The 15,813-nt window shown below is 66.4% G+C and carries 9 protein-coding genes; 6 read left to right on the forward strand and 3 right to left on the reverse strand.

The genetic code is table 11. The features are described 5' to 3' along the window. Positions 1 to 48: 48 nt before the first annotated feature. Together ABDZ92_RS07540 and ABDZ92_RS07545 are read left to right on the forward strand one after the other, a co-directional pair. Positions 49 to 2,604, forward strand: coding sequence for a glycoside hydrolase family 9 protein (locus ABDZ92_RS07540; protein WP_125961911.1), 2,556 nt, complete (start codon positions 49 to 51; stop codon positions 2,602 to 2,604). A 40-nt stretch (positions 2,605 to 2,644) separates the two neighbouring features. Next, positions 2,645 to 4,291, forward strand: coding sequence for a glycoside hydrolase family 43 protein (locus ABDZ92_RS07545; protein WP_125961913.1), 1,647 nt, complete (start codon positions 2,645 to 2,647; stop codon positions 4,289 to 4,291). Between the two features lie 86 nt (positions 4,292 to 4,377). Here the strand turns inward: ABDZ92_RS07545 and ABDZ92_RS07550 are convergent, their stop codons facing one another. Both ABDZ92_RS07550 and ABDZ92_RS07555 read right to left on the reverse strand, forming a co-directional pair. Continuing rightward, positions 4,378 to 5,814 carry a sugar porter family MFS transporter gene (locus ABDZ92_RS07550; RefSeq protein WP_125961915.1) on the reverse strand — a complete coding sequence of 479 codons (1,437 nt, stop codon included), beginning with the start codon at positions 5,812 to 5,814 and terminating at the stop codon, positions 4,378 to 4,380. A 130-nt stretch (positions 5,815 to 5,944) separates the two neighbouring features. Beyond that, the gene (locus ABDZ92_RS07555; protein ID WP_125961916.1) at positions 5,945 to 7,030 is read right to left on the reverse strand and encodes a LacI family DNA-binding transcriptional regulator; all 1,086 of its coding nucleotides are present in this window, start codon (positions 7,028 to 7,030) and stop codon (positions 5,945 to 5,947) included. A gap of 188 nt (positions 7,031 to 7,218) precedes the next feature. Between ABDZ92_RS07555 and ABDZ92_RS07560 the strand changes: the two genes are divergently transcribed. The 4 genes from ABDZ92_RS07560 (at position 7,219) to ABDZ92_RS07575 (ending at position 12,406) form a co-directional block, all read left to right on the forward strand. After that, positions 7,219 to 8,325: a glycoside hydrolase family 43 protein gene (locus ABDZ92_RS07560; RefSeq protein ID WP_125961918.1), complete on the forward strand. Its 1,107-nt coding sequence runs from the start codon at positions 7,219 to 7,221 to the stop codon at positions 8,323 to 8,325. Positions 8,326 to 8,332: 7 nt separating this feature from the next. Beyond that, positions 8,333 to 9,775, forward strand: a complete 1,443-nt coding sequence (gene xylB, locus ABDZ92_RS07565) for a xylulokinase (RefSeq protein ID WP_272695593.1) — start codon at positions 8,333 to 8,335, stop codon at positions 9,773 to 9,775. After that, positions 9,772 to 11,082: a xylose isomerase gene (gene xylA / locus ABDZ92_RS07570; protein ID WP_125961921.1), complete on the forward strand. Its 1,311-nt coding sequence runs from the start codon at positions 9,772 to 9,774 to the stop codon at positions 11,080 to 11,082. The genes xylB and xylA overlap by 4 nt, the downstream gene beginning before the upstream one ends. A 217-nt stretch (positions 11,083 to 11,299) precedes the next feature. Continuing rightward, on the forward strand, positions 11,300 to 12,406 hold the full coding sequence (locus tag ABDZ92_RS07575) for a Gfo/Idh/MocA family protein (RefSeq protein ID WP_125961923.1): 1,107 nt from the start codon (positions 11,300 to 11,302) through the stop codon (positions 12,404 to 12,406). A 135-nt stretch (positions 12,407 to 12,541) separates the two neighbouring features. Here ABDZ92_RS07575 and ABDZ92_RS07580 read toward each other — a convergent pair whose 3' ends face one another. Next, a complete protein-coding gene (locus ABDZ92_RS07580; protein ID WP_241211969.1) occupies positions 12,542 to 15,760 on the reverse strand; it encodes a TonB-dependent receptor in 3,219 nt (1,072 codons plus the stop codon). Positions 15,761 to 15,813 lie beyond the last annotated feature (53 nt).

Below are 15,813 nucleotides of genomic sequence, written 5' to 3' on the forward strand. Positions count from 1 at the left end.
TCGAGTACAGGCGCCAAAGAGTGCCGGGACAATCAGGAGAGGATGGTCATGGCGGGAAGACCTGTGTTCTGTCTGCTGGCAGCACTGCTCGCGAGCGCTGCGCCCGTAGAAGCTCAAACCCTGCAGCCGACGGCATCGCCCGAGCTGAAGCTGGGGGAAGCGGGCTATTACGAGGCACCGGCGGTCAACGTGCTGGTCTTCTCCAACTGGTACGACGGCCTGTTCGCCGATTCGAAGATCAGCGGTGTCGAGATCATCCAGCAGGGCAAACGGATCGCCACCAACGGTGATGTCCGCCTGTCCTCCACTCCCGGCCAATGGGACGCGATCGGACGCCTGGTGGACCGACAGGTGGACGCCGCGACGGGTGCGATCACCGTGACGTTGGAGTATCCGGAGCACCAATGGCGCTACCGGATCCGCTCCGAAAAGCGCGGCGCGGCGGTCGCGGTGTCGGTGATCCTCGACCAGCCGGTGCCGGCGGCACTCGCGGGCAAGGCAGGCTTCAACCTGGAATTCCTGCCCTCCGCCTATTTCCACCACAGCTATATGGTCGACGGCCGCACCGGCAGCTTCCCGCTCTACCCCGCCGACGCCATGATCCGGACGCCCGAACGCAACGCGGCGAGTGGACGCGCCGAGGGCCCGGGCGCCGAACCGACGGCGATGGCGCGCGGCAACCGCTTCGTGCTTGCGCCGGAAGACCCGACGCGACGCGTGTCGATCCACTCGAATGTCGAGGTGCAGCTGTTCGACGGCCGCAACCAGGCGCAGAACGGCTGGTTCGTGTTTCGCTCGCTGTTGCCGGCAGGACGCACGGGAACCGTGGTCGAATGGACCATCCAGCCGAACAGCGTTCCCGGCTGGCTCCGCCCGCCCGTGATCGCCCACTCGCAGCTCGGCTACACGCCCGACGCGCGCAAGGTCGCCACGATCGAGCTCGACCGCAACGACCGCCGCACCCTGCCCGCGCGGCTGCTGCGCGTCGGCGAAGATGGCCGCATGACGCCCGTCGAGACCGGATCGCCGAAGCGATGGGGTGACTACCTGCGCTACAGTTACCTGCAATTGGACTTCAGCGGCGTGCGCCAGCCAGGCCTCTATGTCCTGGAATATGGCGACACCCGCACCGCGCCGTTCCGGATCGCCGCGGATGCCTATGCGGGCGCCTGGCACCCGACGATGGACGTCTACTTCCCCGTCGCGATGGACCATATGTTCGTCAACGAAGGCTATCGCGTCTGGCACGGCGAGGCCCACCGCGACGACGCGCGCCAGGCGCCGGTCAGCCATGAGCACATCGATCTCTATGCGCAGGGACCGACCACCGACACCCGCTTCAAGCCGGGCGAGCACATTCCCGGCCTGGCGGTCGGCGGCTGGTTCGACGCGGGCGACTTCGATATCCGCACCCAGTCGCAATATCAGGTGATCCGCTCCTTGGTGGACAGCTGGGAACGCTGGCGGCCGACCCGCGACACGACCGCCGTGGATTGGAGCCGCCGCCGCACGGAAATGCATGTCCCCGACGGCACCCCGGACCTGCTCCAGCAGATCCGCCACGGTACGCTGCAACTGGTCGCGCAGTTCGACGCGGTGGGGCACGCCATCCATGGCATCGTGGAGCCCGACGTCGCCCAATATACCCACCTCGGCGACGCATCGACCAAGACCGACGGGCTGATCTACGACCCGAGCCTGAAGCTGGGCGAGGAGCGGAACGGGCGCAGCGGTACGCCGGACGATCGCTGGGCGTTCACCACCAAGGCATCGGCGCTCAACTATGGCTCGATCGCCGGGCTGGCAGCAGCATCGCGGGCGCTGGCCGAAGTCGATCCGGAGCTTTCGAGGAAGGCGCTGGCGATCGCGACCCGCACCTGGGCGGAGGAGCAGTCCCATGCCCCCGATCTCTACCAATATGGCAACACCACCGGTGGCCCGCTGGAGGCAGAGCGCTTCTCGGCGGCGGTGGAGTTGCTGCGCGCGACAAAGGACCAGCGCTATGTCGCGGCCGTCCAATCAGCGTGGCCAGCGATCGAGAAGACCTTTGCGTCGAACCTGCGCGACGCCGTCGCGGCTCTGCCCTTCATGCCCGCGAGCTATCGCGACGGCATGATCCCGGCAGTGCGGACCTATGCCGAGGCCACCCGCACGGGGGCAGCAGCCAATCCGTTCGGCGTGCCGATCACCACCGGTGGCTGGGCCGGCAGCGGCGCCGTTTTGGGATCGGCATTCAACGCCTATGCCCTGCACAAGGCGTTCCCGGACATCATGCCGGCCGATCCGGTATTCCGCGGGATCGAGTTCCTGCTCGGCCATCACCCCGGCTCCGACATCTCGTTCGTTTCCGGCGTCGGCACCGTCTCCAAGGAAGTGGCCTATGGCAACAACCGTGCCGACTTCTCCTTCATTGCGGGCGGCGTCGTCCCCGGCGTTTTGATCATCAAGCCCGACTTCCCCGAGAACCATGAGGACTGGCCCTTCTTCTGGGGCGAGAACGAATATGTGATCCCCGAAGGGGCGATGTGGATCGAGCTGGCCCATGCTGCGCACGAGCTCGCCACTCAGGGCGCTGCGGCCAAAGCGGCACCGAGCAAGCAATAAGAGCAAGTTCGTCCCGAACAGGATCACGGAGAGGATCGACATGCATTTTCACACGCTTGTCCTGGCGCTGGCGGGTCTCGCCGCCGGCTCCGCGGCTCTGGCGACGGAGCCGGCACGGTTCAGCCGCTTCACCTACGACGGCCGTACGCAGGAACGGGTGACCGTCCGTGCGGGGCAACACCGCAACCCGATCCTCTCCGGCTATTATCCCGATCCGTCGGTCACGCGGGTCGGCGACGATTATTACCTCGTCCTCTCCTCCTTCGCGCACTTCCCGGGGTTGCCGATCTTCCGCTCGAAGGACTTGGTGAACTGGACGCAGATCGGCAACGCGATCGATCGGCCGGAGCAGCTCGACTTCACCGGCATGCGGACTTCGCAGGCGGTGTTCGCCCCCGACATCTCGTACCACGACGGCACCTTCTACATCGCGAACACCTGCGTGGAGTGCGGCGGCAACTTCGTCATCACGGCGAAGGATCCGGCCGGGCCCTGGTCGAAGCCGGTCTGGCTGCCGTTCGAAGGGATCGATCCTTCGATCTACTGGGAAGGCGACCGCGCCTATATCGTCAACAACCGAGCACCCGCCGAACCGCCGCGCTACGACGGCCATCGCGCGATCTGGATCCAGGAGTATGACTGGCGCGCCGGCAAGATGGTGGGCGAAAGCACGCAGCTGGTGAACGGCGGCGTCGATATCTCCAAGAAGCCGGTGTGGATCGAGGGTCCGCACATCCTCAAGAAGGACGGCTGGTACTATCTGACCGCTGCCGAGGGCGGGACCAGCGTCAACCATTCCCAGGTGGTGCTGCGATCGAAGAACCTGCGCGGCCCCTTCGTACCCTATGCGGACAACCCGATCCTGACCCAGCGGGATCTCGATCCGGCACGTCCAAATCCGATCACGTCTGCGGGGCACGCCAAGCTGGTCGAGACGCAGAACGGAGAGTGGTTCGCGACCTTCCTCGCCGTGCGCCCCTATGAAGGCGACTTCTACAACATCGGGCGCGAAACCTTCCTTCTGCCTGTCACCTGGAAGGACGGCTGGCCGATCATCCTGCCCAAGGGCGAGGCCATCCCCTTCGCAAGCAGGGTGCCCAAGCTGCCGGCCCAGGCGCCCGGCCCGGTGCCGACGACCGGCGACTTCGGCTATGTCGACGAGTTCGAGGGCGACAAGCTGGCGATGCAATGGATCGGCGTACGCACGCCCAAGCGCCCCTTCTACCATCTCGAGGCCGGTGACCTGGTGCTCGACCGCGGCACACCCATCGGGGACCTCTCGGGCGTGCCCGCCTTCGTTGGCCGACGGCAACAGCATCATGTCGCCACGGTGAGCACTACGGTGCGCTTCGATCCAGGGGCGGACGGGGAACGCGGCGGGCTTGCGGCGATGCAAAGCGACCGGAACTACCTGTTCTTCGGCGTGACGCGGATCGCAGGCAAGCCGGTGGTGGCGCTCTATACGGCCGACCAGGGCCAGGAGCGGCTGGTCGCCTCGGCTCCGATATCGCCCGGAAACCCCGTGACGCTGACGATCCGGGCCGATGGGGGGACCATGGCGTTCGACTATGAAGGCGCGGCTGGCAGGAAGACGCTGGCAGCCGACGTGGACGCGCGGTTTCTGAGCACCAAGGTCGCGACGGGCTTCGTCGGAACGCTGATCGGTCCCTACGCCTGGAGGAAGTAAGCCTCCCCAGGCGCCAGAAATGAGAAAGGCGGGAGTACCGGTGTGGTACTCCCGCCTTTTTCTGTGTTGGTGACGAGCAGGAGGGCTTAGCCCGCCATGTCCTCCAGCTCGCGGCCACGGGTCTCGTTCACCATCGCCTTCACGAAGAAGAACGACACGGCCGCGAAGAACGCATAGCCGAAGTAGGTGACGGCCAGGCCCGGCGAGACGGCAAGCGCCGGGAAGCTCACCGAGATCGCCGCATTGGCGATCCACTGCGCGAAGCCCGAGACCGCGAGGCCGGAACCGCGGATCTGGTTCGGGAACATCTCACCCAGCATCACCCACATGACCGGGCCCCAGCTGGCATTGAAGAAGATCACGTAGAGGTTGGCCGCGACCAGCGCGATCATGCCGTTGTGGCCCGGCAGCGAAACCGCGCCGGACGCATCGGTGACTGCGGTCGAAAAGGCATAGGCCACCACGGCCAGGGTGACGGCCATGCCGGCCGACCCGACGAGCAGCAGCGGCTTGCGACCGATGCGATCGACGGTCGCGATGGTGAACAGGCAGGCTGCGATCGACAGCACGCCCGACAGGATGTTGATCTGGAGCGCGTTGTCCTCGGTGAAGCCAACCGCCTCCCACAGCACCGCGCCATAGTAGAAGACGACGTTGATGCCGACGAGCTGCTGGAAGATCGCGAGGCCAATACCGGCCCACAGGATGGGACGGATCTTGCCGGTTGCCTTGTCGCGGAGGTCCGACAGCTTGGGCTTGTGATGGTCGGCCGCGAGGGAGTTGCGGATTTCGACGACCTTGCGGTCGGCCTCCGCACTGCCGAACAGGCGGGTGAGCACCGCATGCGCGTCCGCATCACGTCCCTTGGCAACCAGGAAGCGCGGGCTTTCCGGAATGACGAGCAGCGCCAGCAGATAGATGGCGGCCGGGATGGCCTGCAGCCAGAACATCCAGCGCCAGGCCGGGAAGCCCAGCCAGAACTCGGACGTCGAGCCACCGGCATAGCGCGCCAACACGAAGTTGGCGACGAACGCACCCGTCAAACCGGTGATGATCATCACCTGCTGCACGCTCGAAAGCCGCCCGCGGATCGACGCCGGAGTGACTTCAGAGATGTACACCGGGGAGATGACGCTGGCGGCGCCGACGCCCAGGCCGCCGACGATGCGGGCGAGGATGAAGACCAGCGAGCCGTTGGCTGCGCCGGCAAGGACGGCGCTGACCAGGAACAGGACCGCCGACAGCATCATCACGTTGCGGCGACCGATCGCGTCGGCCAGCCGTCCCGCGCCAAAGGCGCCGATGGCGGAGCCCACAAGGATGGCGCCGACGTTGACGCCGATGCCCAGGCGGCCGAGGTCGAATGCCGACTCTAGCCCCTTTTGCGTGCCGTTGATCACGCCCGAATCATAGCCGAACATGAAGCCGCCGATCGTCGCCACTGCGACGATTGCGGCGATGAAGCCGTGGTTGGTGGCGATGCCTGCCCCCCCCTGCCCCGGTCCCCTAAAGCTGTCAGTCATCGTCTCTCCTCGCCCGGCCCACGCCGGATTGATCAATTGTGCGGCTTCTTGCTCCCCGCGGCTCGTCGCTCGAGGTGGCCAACTGCCCGTCCGCCTTAACCTGTTATCGCTATCAAGTTGCCTGCTGCCGTCAAGCGCCGAGCGCGCGTGGCCGGCGACGCGGCGGCGCGTCCGATTGACGGCGGATCAGCGTGTAATCGAGAACCTGCTGCTCTGCGGCGCCATCCAGCCGCTTCTGCTGGCGCAGGGTGGCAACGAGCAGTTCCACCGCGGCGCGGGCCATGTTGGCGATCGGCTGGTGGATGGTCGTCAATTCCGGCCAGATCGCGGTCGCCAAGGTGGTGTCGTCGAAGCCGCAGACGGTAAGGTCACCCGGCACGTCGAGGCCGCGGCGATGCGCGATCGCGACCGTCGCTGCCGCCATGTCGTCGTTCGAGGAGAAGATCGCGGTGGGCGGCTCCGGCAGGTCGAGCAACTGCTCGGCCGCGTCCAGCCCGGAGCGGTAGGTGAACAGCCCGTCCACGATCAGCGCCGGATCCTCGGCCATGCCGGCAGCGGCCAGCGCTTCCCGGAAACCTTCGAGCCGCTGCGCACTGGCGGACAGGTTGGGGTTGCCCGCGATGAACCCGATGCGGCGATGCCCCAGGTCCATGATGTGCCGGGTCATCATCGCCGCGGCTTCGCGATCGTCGATACGGATCGCCAGCTGGTTTTCTGCCGGCAGGCCGGTGGCGACGGCGACCGTCGGGATCCGCGCCGATCGAAGCAGCGAGAGCAACGCCGGCGCCTCGCACAAGGGAGGCGGCAGGATGATGCCGTCGATGCCGCCGCGCACCAGATGCTGGGCGACCTCGAGTTCATGTTCGCCGAGTTCGCACCGCTCCACGACGATCTGGACGTCGCTGCGGCTCGCCTGGTCCAGGCTGCCCAGCAGGAACTCGCTCAGGAAGCCCGCGCTCGGGTTGCTGTATAGCAGGCCGATCCGGACCTGCCCCGCCCCGGCCAAGCTGCGCGCTGCCCGATTGGGCGCATAGTTGAGTTCCGAGATGGCCGCATTGACGGCGTCCCGTGTCGCCGGCCGGACGTTCGCCTCGCCGTTGATGACGCGAGACACCGTCATCGGAGACACTCCGGCCCGCTTGGCGACGTCGCTGATGGTGGGGGCCGAACCCGCGCGGCGGGAAGAACGTGTCGGTGCGGCGGAGATCGGGTCCATGGGGCGGTTGGCGCATTCCAGGTTCGAGACCGCGCAGGCATGAACGCAAGCGGCAGGATGGGCAAGAGCGACGCGCGTGTGCAATCTCCTTGCAGGCGCTGAGATCCCGCAATATGGTAGCGCTATCTAGGTTGCGTCAGCGGCCCGAGGCCTCGCAAGAAGGTCCGAAAAGAGGAAGGAGAGCCTGAATGCGCCTGCGCCTACAACTCTGTCTGGCGACCGCCGCCATTGCCGTTACGGCAACGCTGGCCGGCGCGCAGACCCACACCGCGGCTCAGCATGCGACGCACACCGAAGCACGTAGCCCGGAGGGGCGCCGGTACGTGGCGCAGCCGCTGGTGACCGACAAGTTCTTTGCCGATCCCTCGGCGCATGTCTTCAACGGGAAGCTCTACGTCTATCCCAGCCATGACGTCGACGCGGGGATTCCGGACGACGACCTCGGCAATCAATATGCCATGCACGACTATCATGTGCTGAGCATGGATCGCGTCGGGGGCCCGGTGACGGTTCATCCGGTCGCGATCGACGTGAAGGACATTCCCTGGGCCTCCAAGCAGACCTGGGCGCCGGACGCTGCGTACAAGAACGGCACCTATTATCTCTACATGCCGGCCCGCGACAAACGGGGGGTCTTCCGCATCGGTGTCGCCACGTCCAAGTCGCCGACCGGGCCCTTCAAGGCCGAGAAGGAGCCGATCCGCGGCAGCTACTCGATCGACCCGGCTGTGTTCACCGACACCGACGGCGCGAGCTACATGTATTTCGGCGGCATCTGGGGCGGCCAGCTCCAGCGCTGGACCAGCGGCCGCTATGATCCGAACGGCGGCGACACCGACCTGAAGCAGGACGACAAGCCCGCGATCGCGCCCAAGATCGCGCGCATGTCCGCGGACATGAAGCAGTTCGCCGAAGCACCGCGCGACGTGATCATCACGGACGAGGCGGGTAAGCCGGTCCTGGGGGGCGACCACGACCGGCGCTTCTTCGAGGCGGCGTGGACGTTCAAGCGCGGCGGCAAATACTACTTCACCTACTCCACGGGTGACACGCACTTCCTGAACTATGCGATCGGGGACTCGCCTTATGGGCCGTTCCGCTACACGGGGCACATCCTGAAGCCGGTGCAGGGCTGGACGTCGCATCACTCGATCGTCGAGTTCCAGGGCCGCTGGTGGCTGTTCTATCACGATACCCAGCTATCCGATAAGAACCACCTGCGCTCGGCCAAGGTGACCGAACTGACCTTCAACACGGACGGCACGATCCAGCTGATCGATCCGTTCAAGGACTGATCGGCCCATGTTCCTCGGCATCGATATCGGCACCTCCGGCGTCAAGGCGGTGGTGCTGGACGAACACGGCGCAGTCGTTGGCCAGGGTACCGCCGCGCTCAGCGTGCAACGGCCCCAGCCGCTCTGGTCGGAGCAGGATCCGGACGCCTGGTGGCATGCCACCACGGCGGCGGTGCAGGCGATCGATCCGGCGGTGCGGCGGGCCGTGCGGGGCATCGGGCTCGCCGGCCAGATGCACGGCGCGACGGTCCTGGGCGCAGACGACACGCCGCTGCGGCCGGCGATCCTCTGGAACGATGGCCGCTCCTATGCGGAATGCGCGGAGCTCGAGGCAACGGTCCCGGAGCTGCACGCGATCGCCGGCAACCTCGCGATGCCGGGCTTCACGGCACCCAAGCTCCAGTGGCTCCGGCACCATGAGCCGGCGATCTTCGACCGCATCGCCACCGTGCTGCTGCCCAAGGACTATGTCCGGCTGAAGATGACCGGCGAGAAGGCTTCCGACATGTCGGATTCGGCGGGCACCCTGTGGCTCGACGTGGCCGGCCGGCGGTGGAGCGACACGCTGCTCGCGGCCACGGGCCTCACCGAGGCGCAGATGCCGCAGCTGGTGGAGGGTAGCGAGATTGCCGGCCGGCTGCTCCCCGCCATCGCCGCGCTGTGGGGCATGGCCGAGGTGCCGGTCGCCGGTGGCGGCGGCGACAATGCCGCCGGTGCCGCGGGGGTCGGTGCGGTGCGCGACGGCGACGCCCTGCTCTCGCTCGGCACGTCGGGCGTCATCTTCGTGGCGACGGACCAGTTTCGGCCGAATGTCGCCGGCGCAGTCCACGCCTTCTGCCACTGCCTGCCGGCCATGTGGCACCAGATGGCGGTGCACCTGTCGGCTGCGGCCTGCATTGATTGGGTGGCTCGCCTGACCGGCGCGGCCGGTGCCGCCGACCTGTTTGCCCGCGCCGAACGCGCCGGGCCGGCGTCCGGGCCGGAGATCTTCCTCCCCTATCTCTCCGGTGAGCGGACGCCGCACAATGATGCGCAGGTGCGCGGTGCGTTCCTGCGGCTCGACCATGACACCAGCCCGGAACGGCTGGCGCAGGCGGTGCTGGAAGGCGTCGGCTTTGCGCTTGCCGACGGCGTTCGCGTGCTGCGCGAAGCCGGCACCACCATCGATCGCCTGTCGGTGATCGGGGGTGGCGCCCGTTCGCGCTACTGGGGCGAGACGCTTGCGGCGGCGATGGACGTGACGCTCGTGTACCTGCAGGGCGGCGAGGTTGGGCCTGCCCTGGGTGCGGCCCGTCTCGCCCAGCTTGCCGTCGATGGCGGCACCGCAGCAGACGTGTGCCAGGCACCGCCCGTCGCCCACGTCATCGAACCCGATCCAGCGCTCGTCGAGCGCCTGGCCCCCAAGCGCGCCACCTTCCGCGACGCCTATCCCCGCATAAGGAACCTGTGATGGCCGAGTTCTTCGCCGACATTCCCCAGATCCGCTACGAGGGTCCCGATAGCGAGAACGAACTCGCCTATCGCTTCTACGACAAGAACCGCGTCGTGTTGGGCAAGACGATGGAGGAGCATCTGCGCTTCGCCGCATGCTTCTGGCACACCTTCTGCTGGCCCGGCAGCGACGTGTTCGGTGGCGGCACCTTCAACCGCCCCTGGCATCGTGGTGCCAACGACAGCAATGCAGCGGCGCAGAAGCGCGAGGTGGCGTTCGACTTCTTCCAGAAGCTCGACGTGCCCTTCTACTGCTTCCACGACGTCGACGTGATGGCGGACGCCGCCAACGTCGCCGAGCACCGTCGCTATTTCGCCGAAGCCGTCGATCACCTGGAAAAGCTGCAGGCGTCCTCGGGCCGCAAGCTGCTGTGGGGCACCGCCAACCTATTCAGCCACCCCCGCTACGCCGCCGGCGGCGCGACCAACCCGGACCCGGAAGTGTTCGCGTTCGGCGCGATGCAGGTCCGCGACGCGCTGGAGGCGACCCATCGCCTCGGCGGCACCAACTATGTGCTGTGGGGCGGCCGCGAGGGCTATGAGACGCTGCTCAACACCGACCTGAAGCGCGAACTCGACAACCTTGGCCGCTTCCTGAACCTGGTGGTCGAGCACAAGCACAAGATCGGGTTCACCGGCACGATCCTGATCGAGCCGAAGCCGCACGAGCCGACCAAGCACCAGTACGACTTCGACACAGCGACCGTGTACGGCTTCCTGAAGCGCTACGGCCTGGAGAACGAGGTCCGCGTCAACATCGAGGCGAACCACGCCACGCTGTCCGGCCACACCTTCGAGCACGAGATCGCGACCGCAGGCGCGCTCGGCATCTTCGGCTCGATCGACGCCAACCGCGGCGACCCGCAGAACGGCTGGGACACCGACCAATTCCCGAACTCGGTCGAGGAAATGACGCTGGCGATGCTGGAGATCCTGCGCGCCGGGGGCTTCACCACCGGCGGCTTCAACTTCGACGCCAAGGTCCGCCGCCAGTCGATGGACGCGGCCGATCTCTTCTATGGGCACATCGGCGGGATCGACGTGGTGGCCAAGGGCCTGTTGAACGCCGCAGCCCTGATCGAGGACGGTCGCCTGGATGCGTTCAAGGCGGAGCGCTACGCCGGCTGGACCGGTCCGTTCGGCGAACAGATCGCCGACCTCGATCTGGCCGGCATCGCCGACTTGGCCATCGATCAGTCGATCGACCCGCAGCCGCGCTCGGGCCGCCAGGAGCGGATCGAGAACCTCATCAACCGCTTCATTTGACAAGGCCTTTCTCCGGGCGAGCGTGCGCTCGCCCGGAGGAGCCAATCGGCCACCGCGGGTTGGGGCGCATGCCCCTTCCCCACGGCGGCAATGCTGCTAGCTTCGTCCCGAAGCCCCATCCGAGGACGCGCCACACCGCAACATCCGATAGTCGCCTAGCTTTGCGCTTGTGCGTGCGCCTTCCCGATCGATCGACCCGAACGCCAGGGAGCCTGCTATGGAAGTTGCACGACGTGATCTCATCCTATCGGCCGCCGCACTCGCACTCAGTCCCCGCGCCTTCGCGGCCGAGCGCCCGAACCGCCCCTTGGGCTATGCGATCGTAGGGCTCGGCTACTACGGCCTGAACGTCATCATCCCGCAATTCAAAAATTGCGAGCACAGCCGCCTGGCAGCGGTCGTCAGCGGCGACCCCGCCAAAGCAAAGAAGGTGGCAGCCGAACACGGCCTGTCCCCCCGCTCCATCTACTCCTACGCGAACTTCGACAGGATCCGCGACAATCCCGACGTGGACATCGTCTATGTCTGCCTGCCCAACTCCCTGCACGCGGAATACACGATCCGCGCCGCCAAGGCGGGCAAGCACGTGATGTGCGAGAAGCCGATGGCTGTCTCCGTCGCCGAATGCGAAGCGATGATCGCCGCCTGCAAGGCGGCGAACCGCAAGCTGATGATCGGCTATCGCTCCCATTTCGAGCCGTTCAACCTGGAGGCCATGCGCCTGGCGCGCGCCGGTGAGGCAGGAAAAATCCGCTACGTCCGGTCCGAACACGGCTTCGTGCAGGGCGATCCATCGGCATGGCGGCTGAAAAAGGCGATGTCGGGCGGCGGCTCGCTGATGGACATGGGCGTCTACAGCCTGCAGGCCGCACGCTACATGACCGGTGAGGAACCCGTGGCGGTGACCGCGCGGGAGTCGACCGACCGCAAGGACCCACGCTTTACCGAGGTCGAGGACATCATCGACTGGACGCTCGAATTTCCTTCCGGCGCGATCGCCAGTTGCCAGTCGATGTACAGCGCCTACCAGAACCACATCCTGCTGATGGGCGACAAGGGCCGCATCGAGCTGGAGCCGGCGACCCGCTATGATGGCAACCGCATGTGGTTGGGCAAGGATGGACGCGAGCGCGAGGTGACGCCGCCGCCCGGTCCCGGCAAGACGCAGTTCGCGGGCCAGCTCGACCATCTCGTCCAATGCGTCCGTACCGGTCAGGAGCCGATCGTGTCGGGCGAAGAAGGCCTGCGCGACATGCGCATCGTCGAGGCCATTTATCGCTCTGCGCGCGAGGGCCGGACCATTCGGCTCGACGGACGTACCTGAGCAACCACGGGCGCTGGGCGGGGTTGATCCGCTCCACCAGTGCCCCCCACTGCCGGCCAGACTGGCCGACCCGCCACAAACGACAACGCCGCCCCGAGGGGCGGCGTTGCGCGTTCTTCGTGCGGATGGCGGCGCTTAGAAGCGTCCGCGCACGCCGACCAAGACGGTGCGGCCTGGATTATATTCGCTGAACGTCGCGTTCGGGAACTGGAAGTACGAGCTCTGTGCTTCCTTGTTGATGTTGATCACGTTCACCACGACGGTCGGCAGATAATCGTTGCCCAGGATCTTGCCGAGATCGATGTTGCCCGAGAAATCGAGCTGACCGTAGTTGCGGCCGATGATCGCGGCATCCGGGATACCGTTCTGGTTCAAGCCCGAGTTCACCGAACCTTCGTTGTAGGTGTAGGTCAGGCGTGCCGACAGGCCGTTGCCTTCGTAGTAGCCGGTCAGCGTGTAGGTGGTCGGCGAGACGCCCAGTGCGACCGGCGCAACGGTTCCCTCGCCGCGCTGATCGATCAGGGTTAGGTTGCCCTGCACGCCGAAGCCTTCGACGCCGATCAGGCGGGTGGCGAAGTCGAGCGGCTGGGTGACCTGGAACTCGAGCCCGTTGACCTTGAGCTTCCCGTCCGCGTTCACCTGCTGCTGAAGCTGGATCGGAACGTCCTCAGGCCGGATACCTGCCGGGGTGGCGCGATCGATCAGAGCCTGCTGCTGCGCCGCGGTGAGCGAAGCGAAGGTGATCCCGAAGGGGGCCAGCGTCGAGAACGGCGCAGTGGTGATGCCGTTGATCGTGAAGCCGGTGATCGACTTGCGGAATGCCGCAAACGCGATCACGCCTTCGCCACCCGTGTAATATTCGAAGCCGAGGTCGATGTTGTCCGAGATGTACGGGTCGAGCGCGTTGTTCCCGAGCGTGCCGACGTCCGCCGACGGCTGGACGAACGATGCACCCGGCAGCAGCTGGTTGGGGTCCGGACGGGTCATCGTCCGGGAGATCGAGGCACGCGCCACCGCCTTGTCGCCGAAGCTGTAGGCGAGGCTCGCCGAGGGCAGGAAGTTCGAATAAAGGCGCTGCGTCCGTGCGAAGTTCACGATCGTCGGATAGCAGGAGCCGTCGAGCACGAACGTGGGGCTCTCGCCCGGGCAGGTAACGCCGCCCCGAACGTTCAGCGGGTTCGGGATCGTCGTCCGGCCGCCGACCCGCTGGTCGGTACGAACATAGCGGATGCCGCCGTTCAGGCGCAGCGTGTCGCCATCGCGCACATCGAACACGCCGTTCATTTCGATGAACGTGCCGGTCACCTTTTCGCGGATCAGGCCGCCGTTGGCGCCGCTGCTGCCGGCACCGGTCTCCGTCGCCCCGGCAAGCAACTCGTCATAGTTGGTCGCATCCTTGAACCTGTTCCAGTCGACCGTGACGAAGCCGGCGCCGGTGGGCATGAGGAAGCCCGGCACCGCTGCGGTCGGAACCAGCGACCCGCCATAGCTGAGCGGCGGCAGTCCGGTCGAGAAGCCGGTCCCGTAGGCCGGATAGGACGGATATCCCGGGGGCGTGGCCGTACCGGGCAGGTTGGCGCCGTCGCAGACCGGCTGACGGTTCGGACCGGGCAGGACGACATTGGGATTGTTGCCGCAAACCGCTGCCTGCCACGGGTTGGTGTTGTCGAACGGCGTGATCCGCCGGCTGGTGTCGTCATAGGCCGCGCCTACACGGACGCTGAACCGCGACTCGTCGCCGAACAACAGGCTGCCGCGGACGCCCTTGGTCTCGGTCTCGCGCTCTTCGCCATTGAGGTTCAGGCGGCCGCCACCGGCCCAGCCAAAGCTGGCCGGATTATTCAGGTCGATGTTGGGCGAGATATCCGGGATGCCGCCGTCGTTGGTGTAGTCCACCGTCACGCCGCTGTTGGGTGGCGTAATGACGAGAACGGTCGGGCTTTCCCGACGGAAGGTGCTCTTCGTATAGTTCGCCTGCAGGTCGCCCTTGATGAAGTCGTTGATGACGAACTCCATACCCGGGTTGACACCCCAGTAATCCTGACGGTCCTTGTACGGGCGGAATTCGAGGAAGAACTGCGAATTGGCGTAAGTACCGCTGGTGACGGTGCAGCCGTCAGAACAGTCGGACTTGTCGTAGGTGGTGTTGAGCGGGATGGCGGCGCCATTGCGGACCGCCCAATTCATTGCCGAACGCTGGAAGTCGGTGTCCCGCTTGGCGTACATGCCGTCGACATAGAAGTGCAGCGCATCGCTCGGCCGCCATTCCACGGATACCAGGCCGTTATAGCGGGTGCGTTCCCCGATCTCGGTACGTGGGCGGCCCAGGCGCGGCAGCAGGCCGTTGTCGAGCTGCTCGATCGTGGCGCCCGGATTGTTGGCGAGGAGAAACGCCTGGTCGATCACCGTGCCTGGCGTGAGGCCGTTGCCGGCGTTGACCGGAACGGTGCCGGGGATGGTCCAGTTGCCGCCGCCGGTGTTGTTGCGGGTCGGGCTGCTGCTCTGCGCGGCGGTCAGGTTCGGGTTGGTCCAGCCGATCGTCTCAAAGCCGTCGACCCGGAAGCGGTTCTTGACCGCCGCGCCGCCGACCAGGATGCCAAAGTCGCCGAACGTGGCGCTCGCCAGGACGTGCCCACGATAGCCCCACTTGTCAGCCGAGCTCACCTTCGAACCCTGGAGGCCGTAGCTGATATAGGGCTTGGGATTGTCGAAGGGCCGAGCCGAGCGCAGGTTCACGGTGCCGGCCGCACCGCCCTCAATCTGGCTGGCAGTGGGCGACTTGCTGACGGTCAGCTGGGTGAACAGCTCGGTCGGGATCAGGTCGAGATCGACCTCGCGGTTCGTGCTCTGCGCATCGAACCGCACGGACGCGATGGCAACCGGCGCACCGTTCAGCAGCACGCGCGTGAAGTTGGTGCCCAGGCCGCGGATCGCCACGTTCGCGCCTTCGCCCGTCACTTCACGGCTGATGGTCACGCCCGGGATGCGGTTCACCGACTCCGCGATGTTGGTGTCCGGGAACTTGCCGATATCCTCGGCGAAGATCGTGTCGGTGAAGCCGATCGAGTTGCGCTTGGCGTTGGTCTGGCTCTGCAGCGATGCGCGGTAGCCGGTGACGACGATGTCTTCATTGCCGGTGGCAGAAGGGTCCGCCGGTGCCTGCGCCGCGTCGTCGATGGCGGTAGGCTGGGTCTGTCCGGCGCCGTCCTGGGTCGGGGCGCCTGCTTCCGTAGTCGCGCTGCTCGAGGAAGAGGCGGTGGGCTCTCCCTGGGTCTGGGCCATTGCAGGCCAGGCGACGGTGGTAAGCAAAAGCGCGGCAAAGCCGCTCGCGCGGCGAATCGGTACAGTCCGCATGGGTTCCTCTCCCTGTGAAGCCGGGGCGTGGACCGCCCTCGTTTCTGGATGTG

The sequence above is a fragment of the Sphingomonas molluscorum genome, assembly GCF_039522995.1.
GTDB classification, from domain to species: Bacteria; Pseudomonadota; Alphaproteobacteria; order Sphingomonadales; family Sphingomonadaceae; genus Sphingomonas; species Sphingomonas molluscorum.

Bases quoted from the DNA above. Each gene is read 5' to 3' on its own strand.
- ABDZ92_RS07540 (WP_125961911.1), top strand. From the start codon at position 49: ATGGCGGGAAGACCTGTGTTCTGTCTGCTGGCAGCACTGCTCGCGAGC.
- ABDZ92_RS07545 (WP_125961913.1), top strand. From the start codon at position 2,645: ATGCATTTTCACACGCTTGTCCTGGCGCTGGCGGGTCTCGCCGCCGGC.
- ABDZ92_RS07550 (WP_125961915.1), bottom strand. From the start codon at position 5,814: ATGACTGACAGCTTTAGGGGACCGGGGCAGGGGGGGGCAGGCATCGCC.
- ABDZ92_RS07555 (WP_125961916.1), bottom strand. From the start codon at position 7,030: ATGGACCCGATCTCCGCCGCACCGACACGTTCTTCCCGCCGCGCGGGT.
- ABDZ92_RS07560 (WP_125961918.1), top strand. From the start codon at position 7,219: ATGCGCCTGCGCCTACAACTCTGTCTGGCGACCGCCGCCATTGCCGTT.
- xylB (WP_272695593.1), top strand. From the start codon at position 8,333: ATGTTCCTCGGCATCGATATCGGCACCTCCGGCGTCAAGGCGGTGGTG.
- ABDZ92_RS07575 (WP_125961923.1), top strand. From the start codon at position 11,300: ATGGAAGTTGCACGACGTGATCTCATCCTATCGGCCGCCGCACTCGCA.
- ABDZ92_RS07580 (WP_241211969.1), bottom strand. From the start codon at position 15,760: ATGCGGACTGTACCGATTCGCCGCGCGAGCGGCTTTGCCGCGCTTTTG.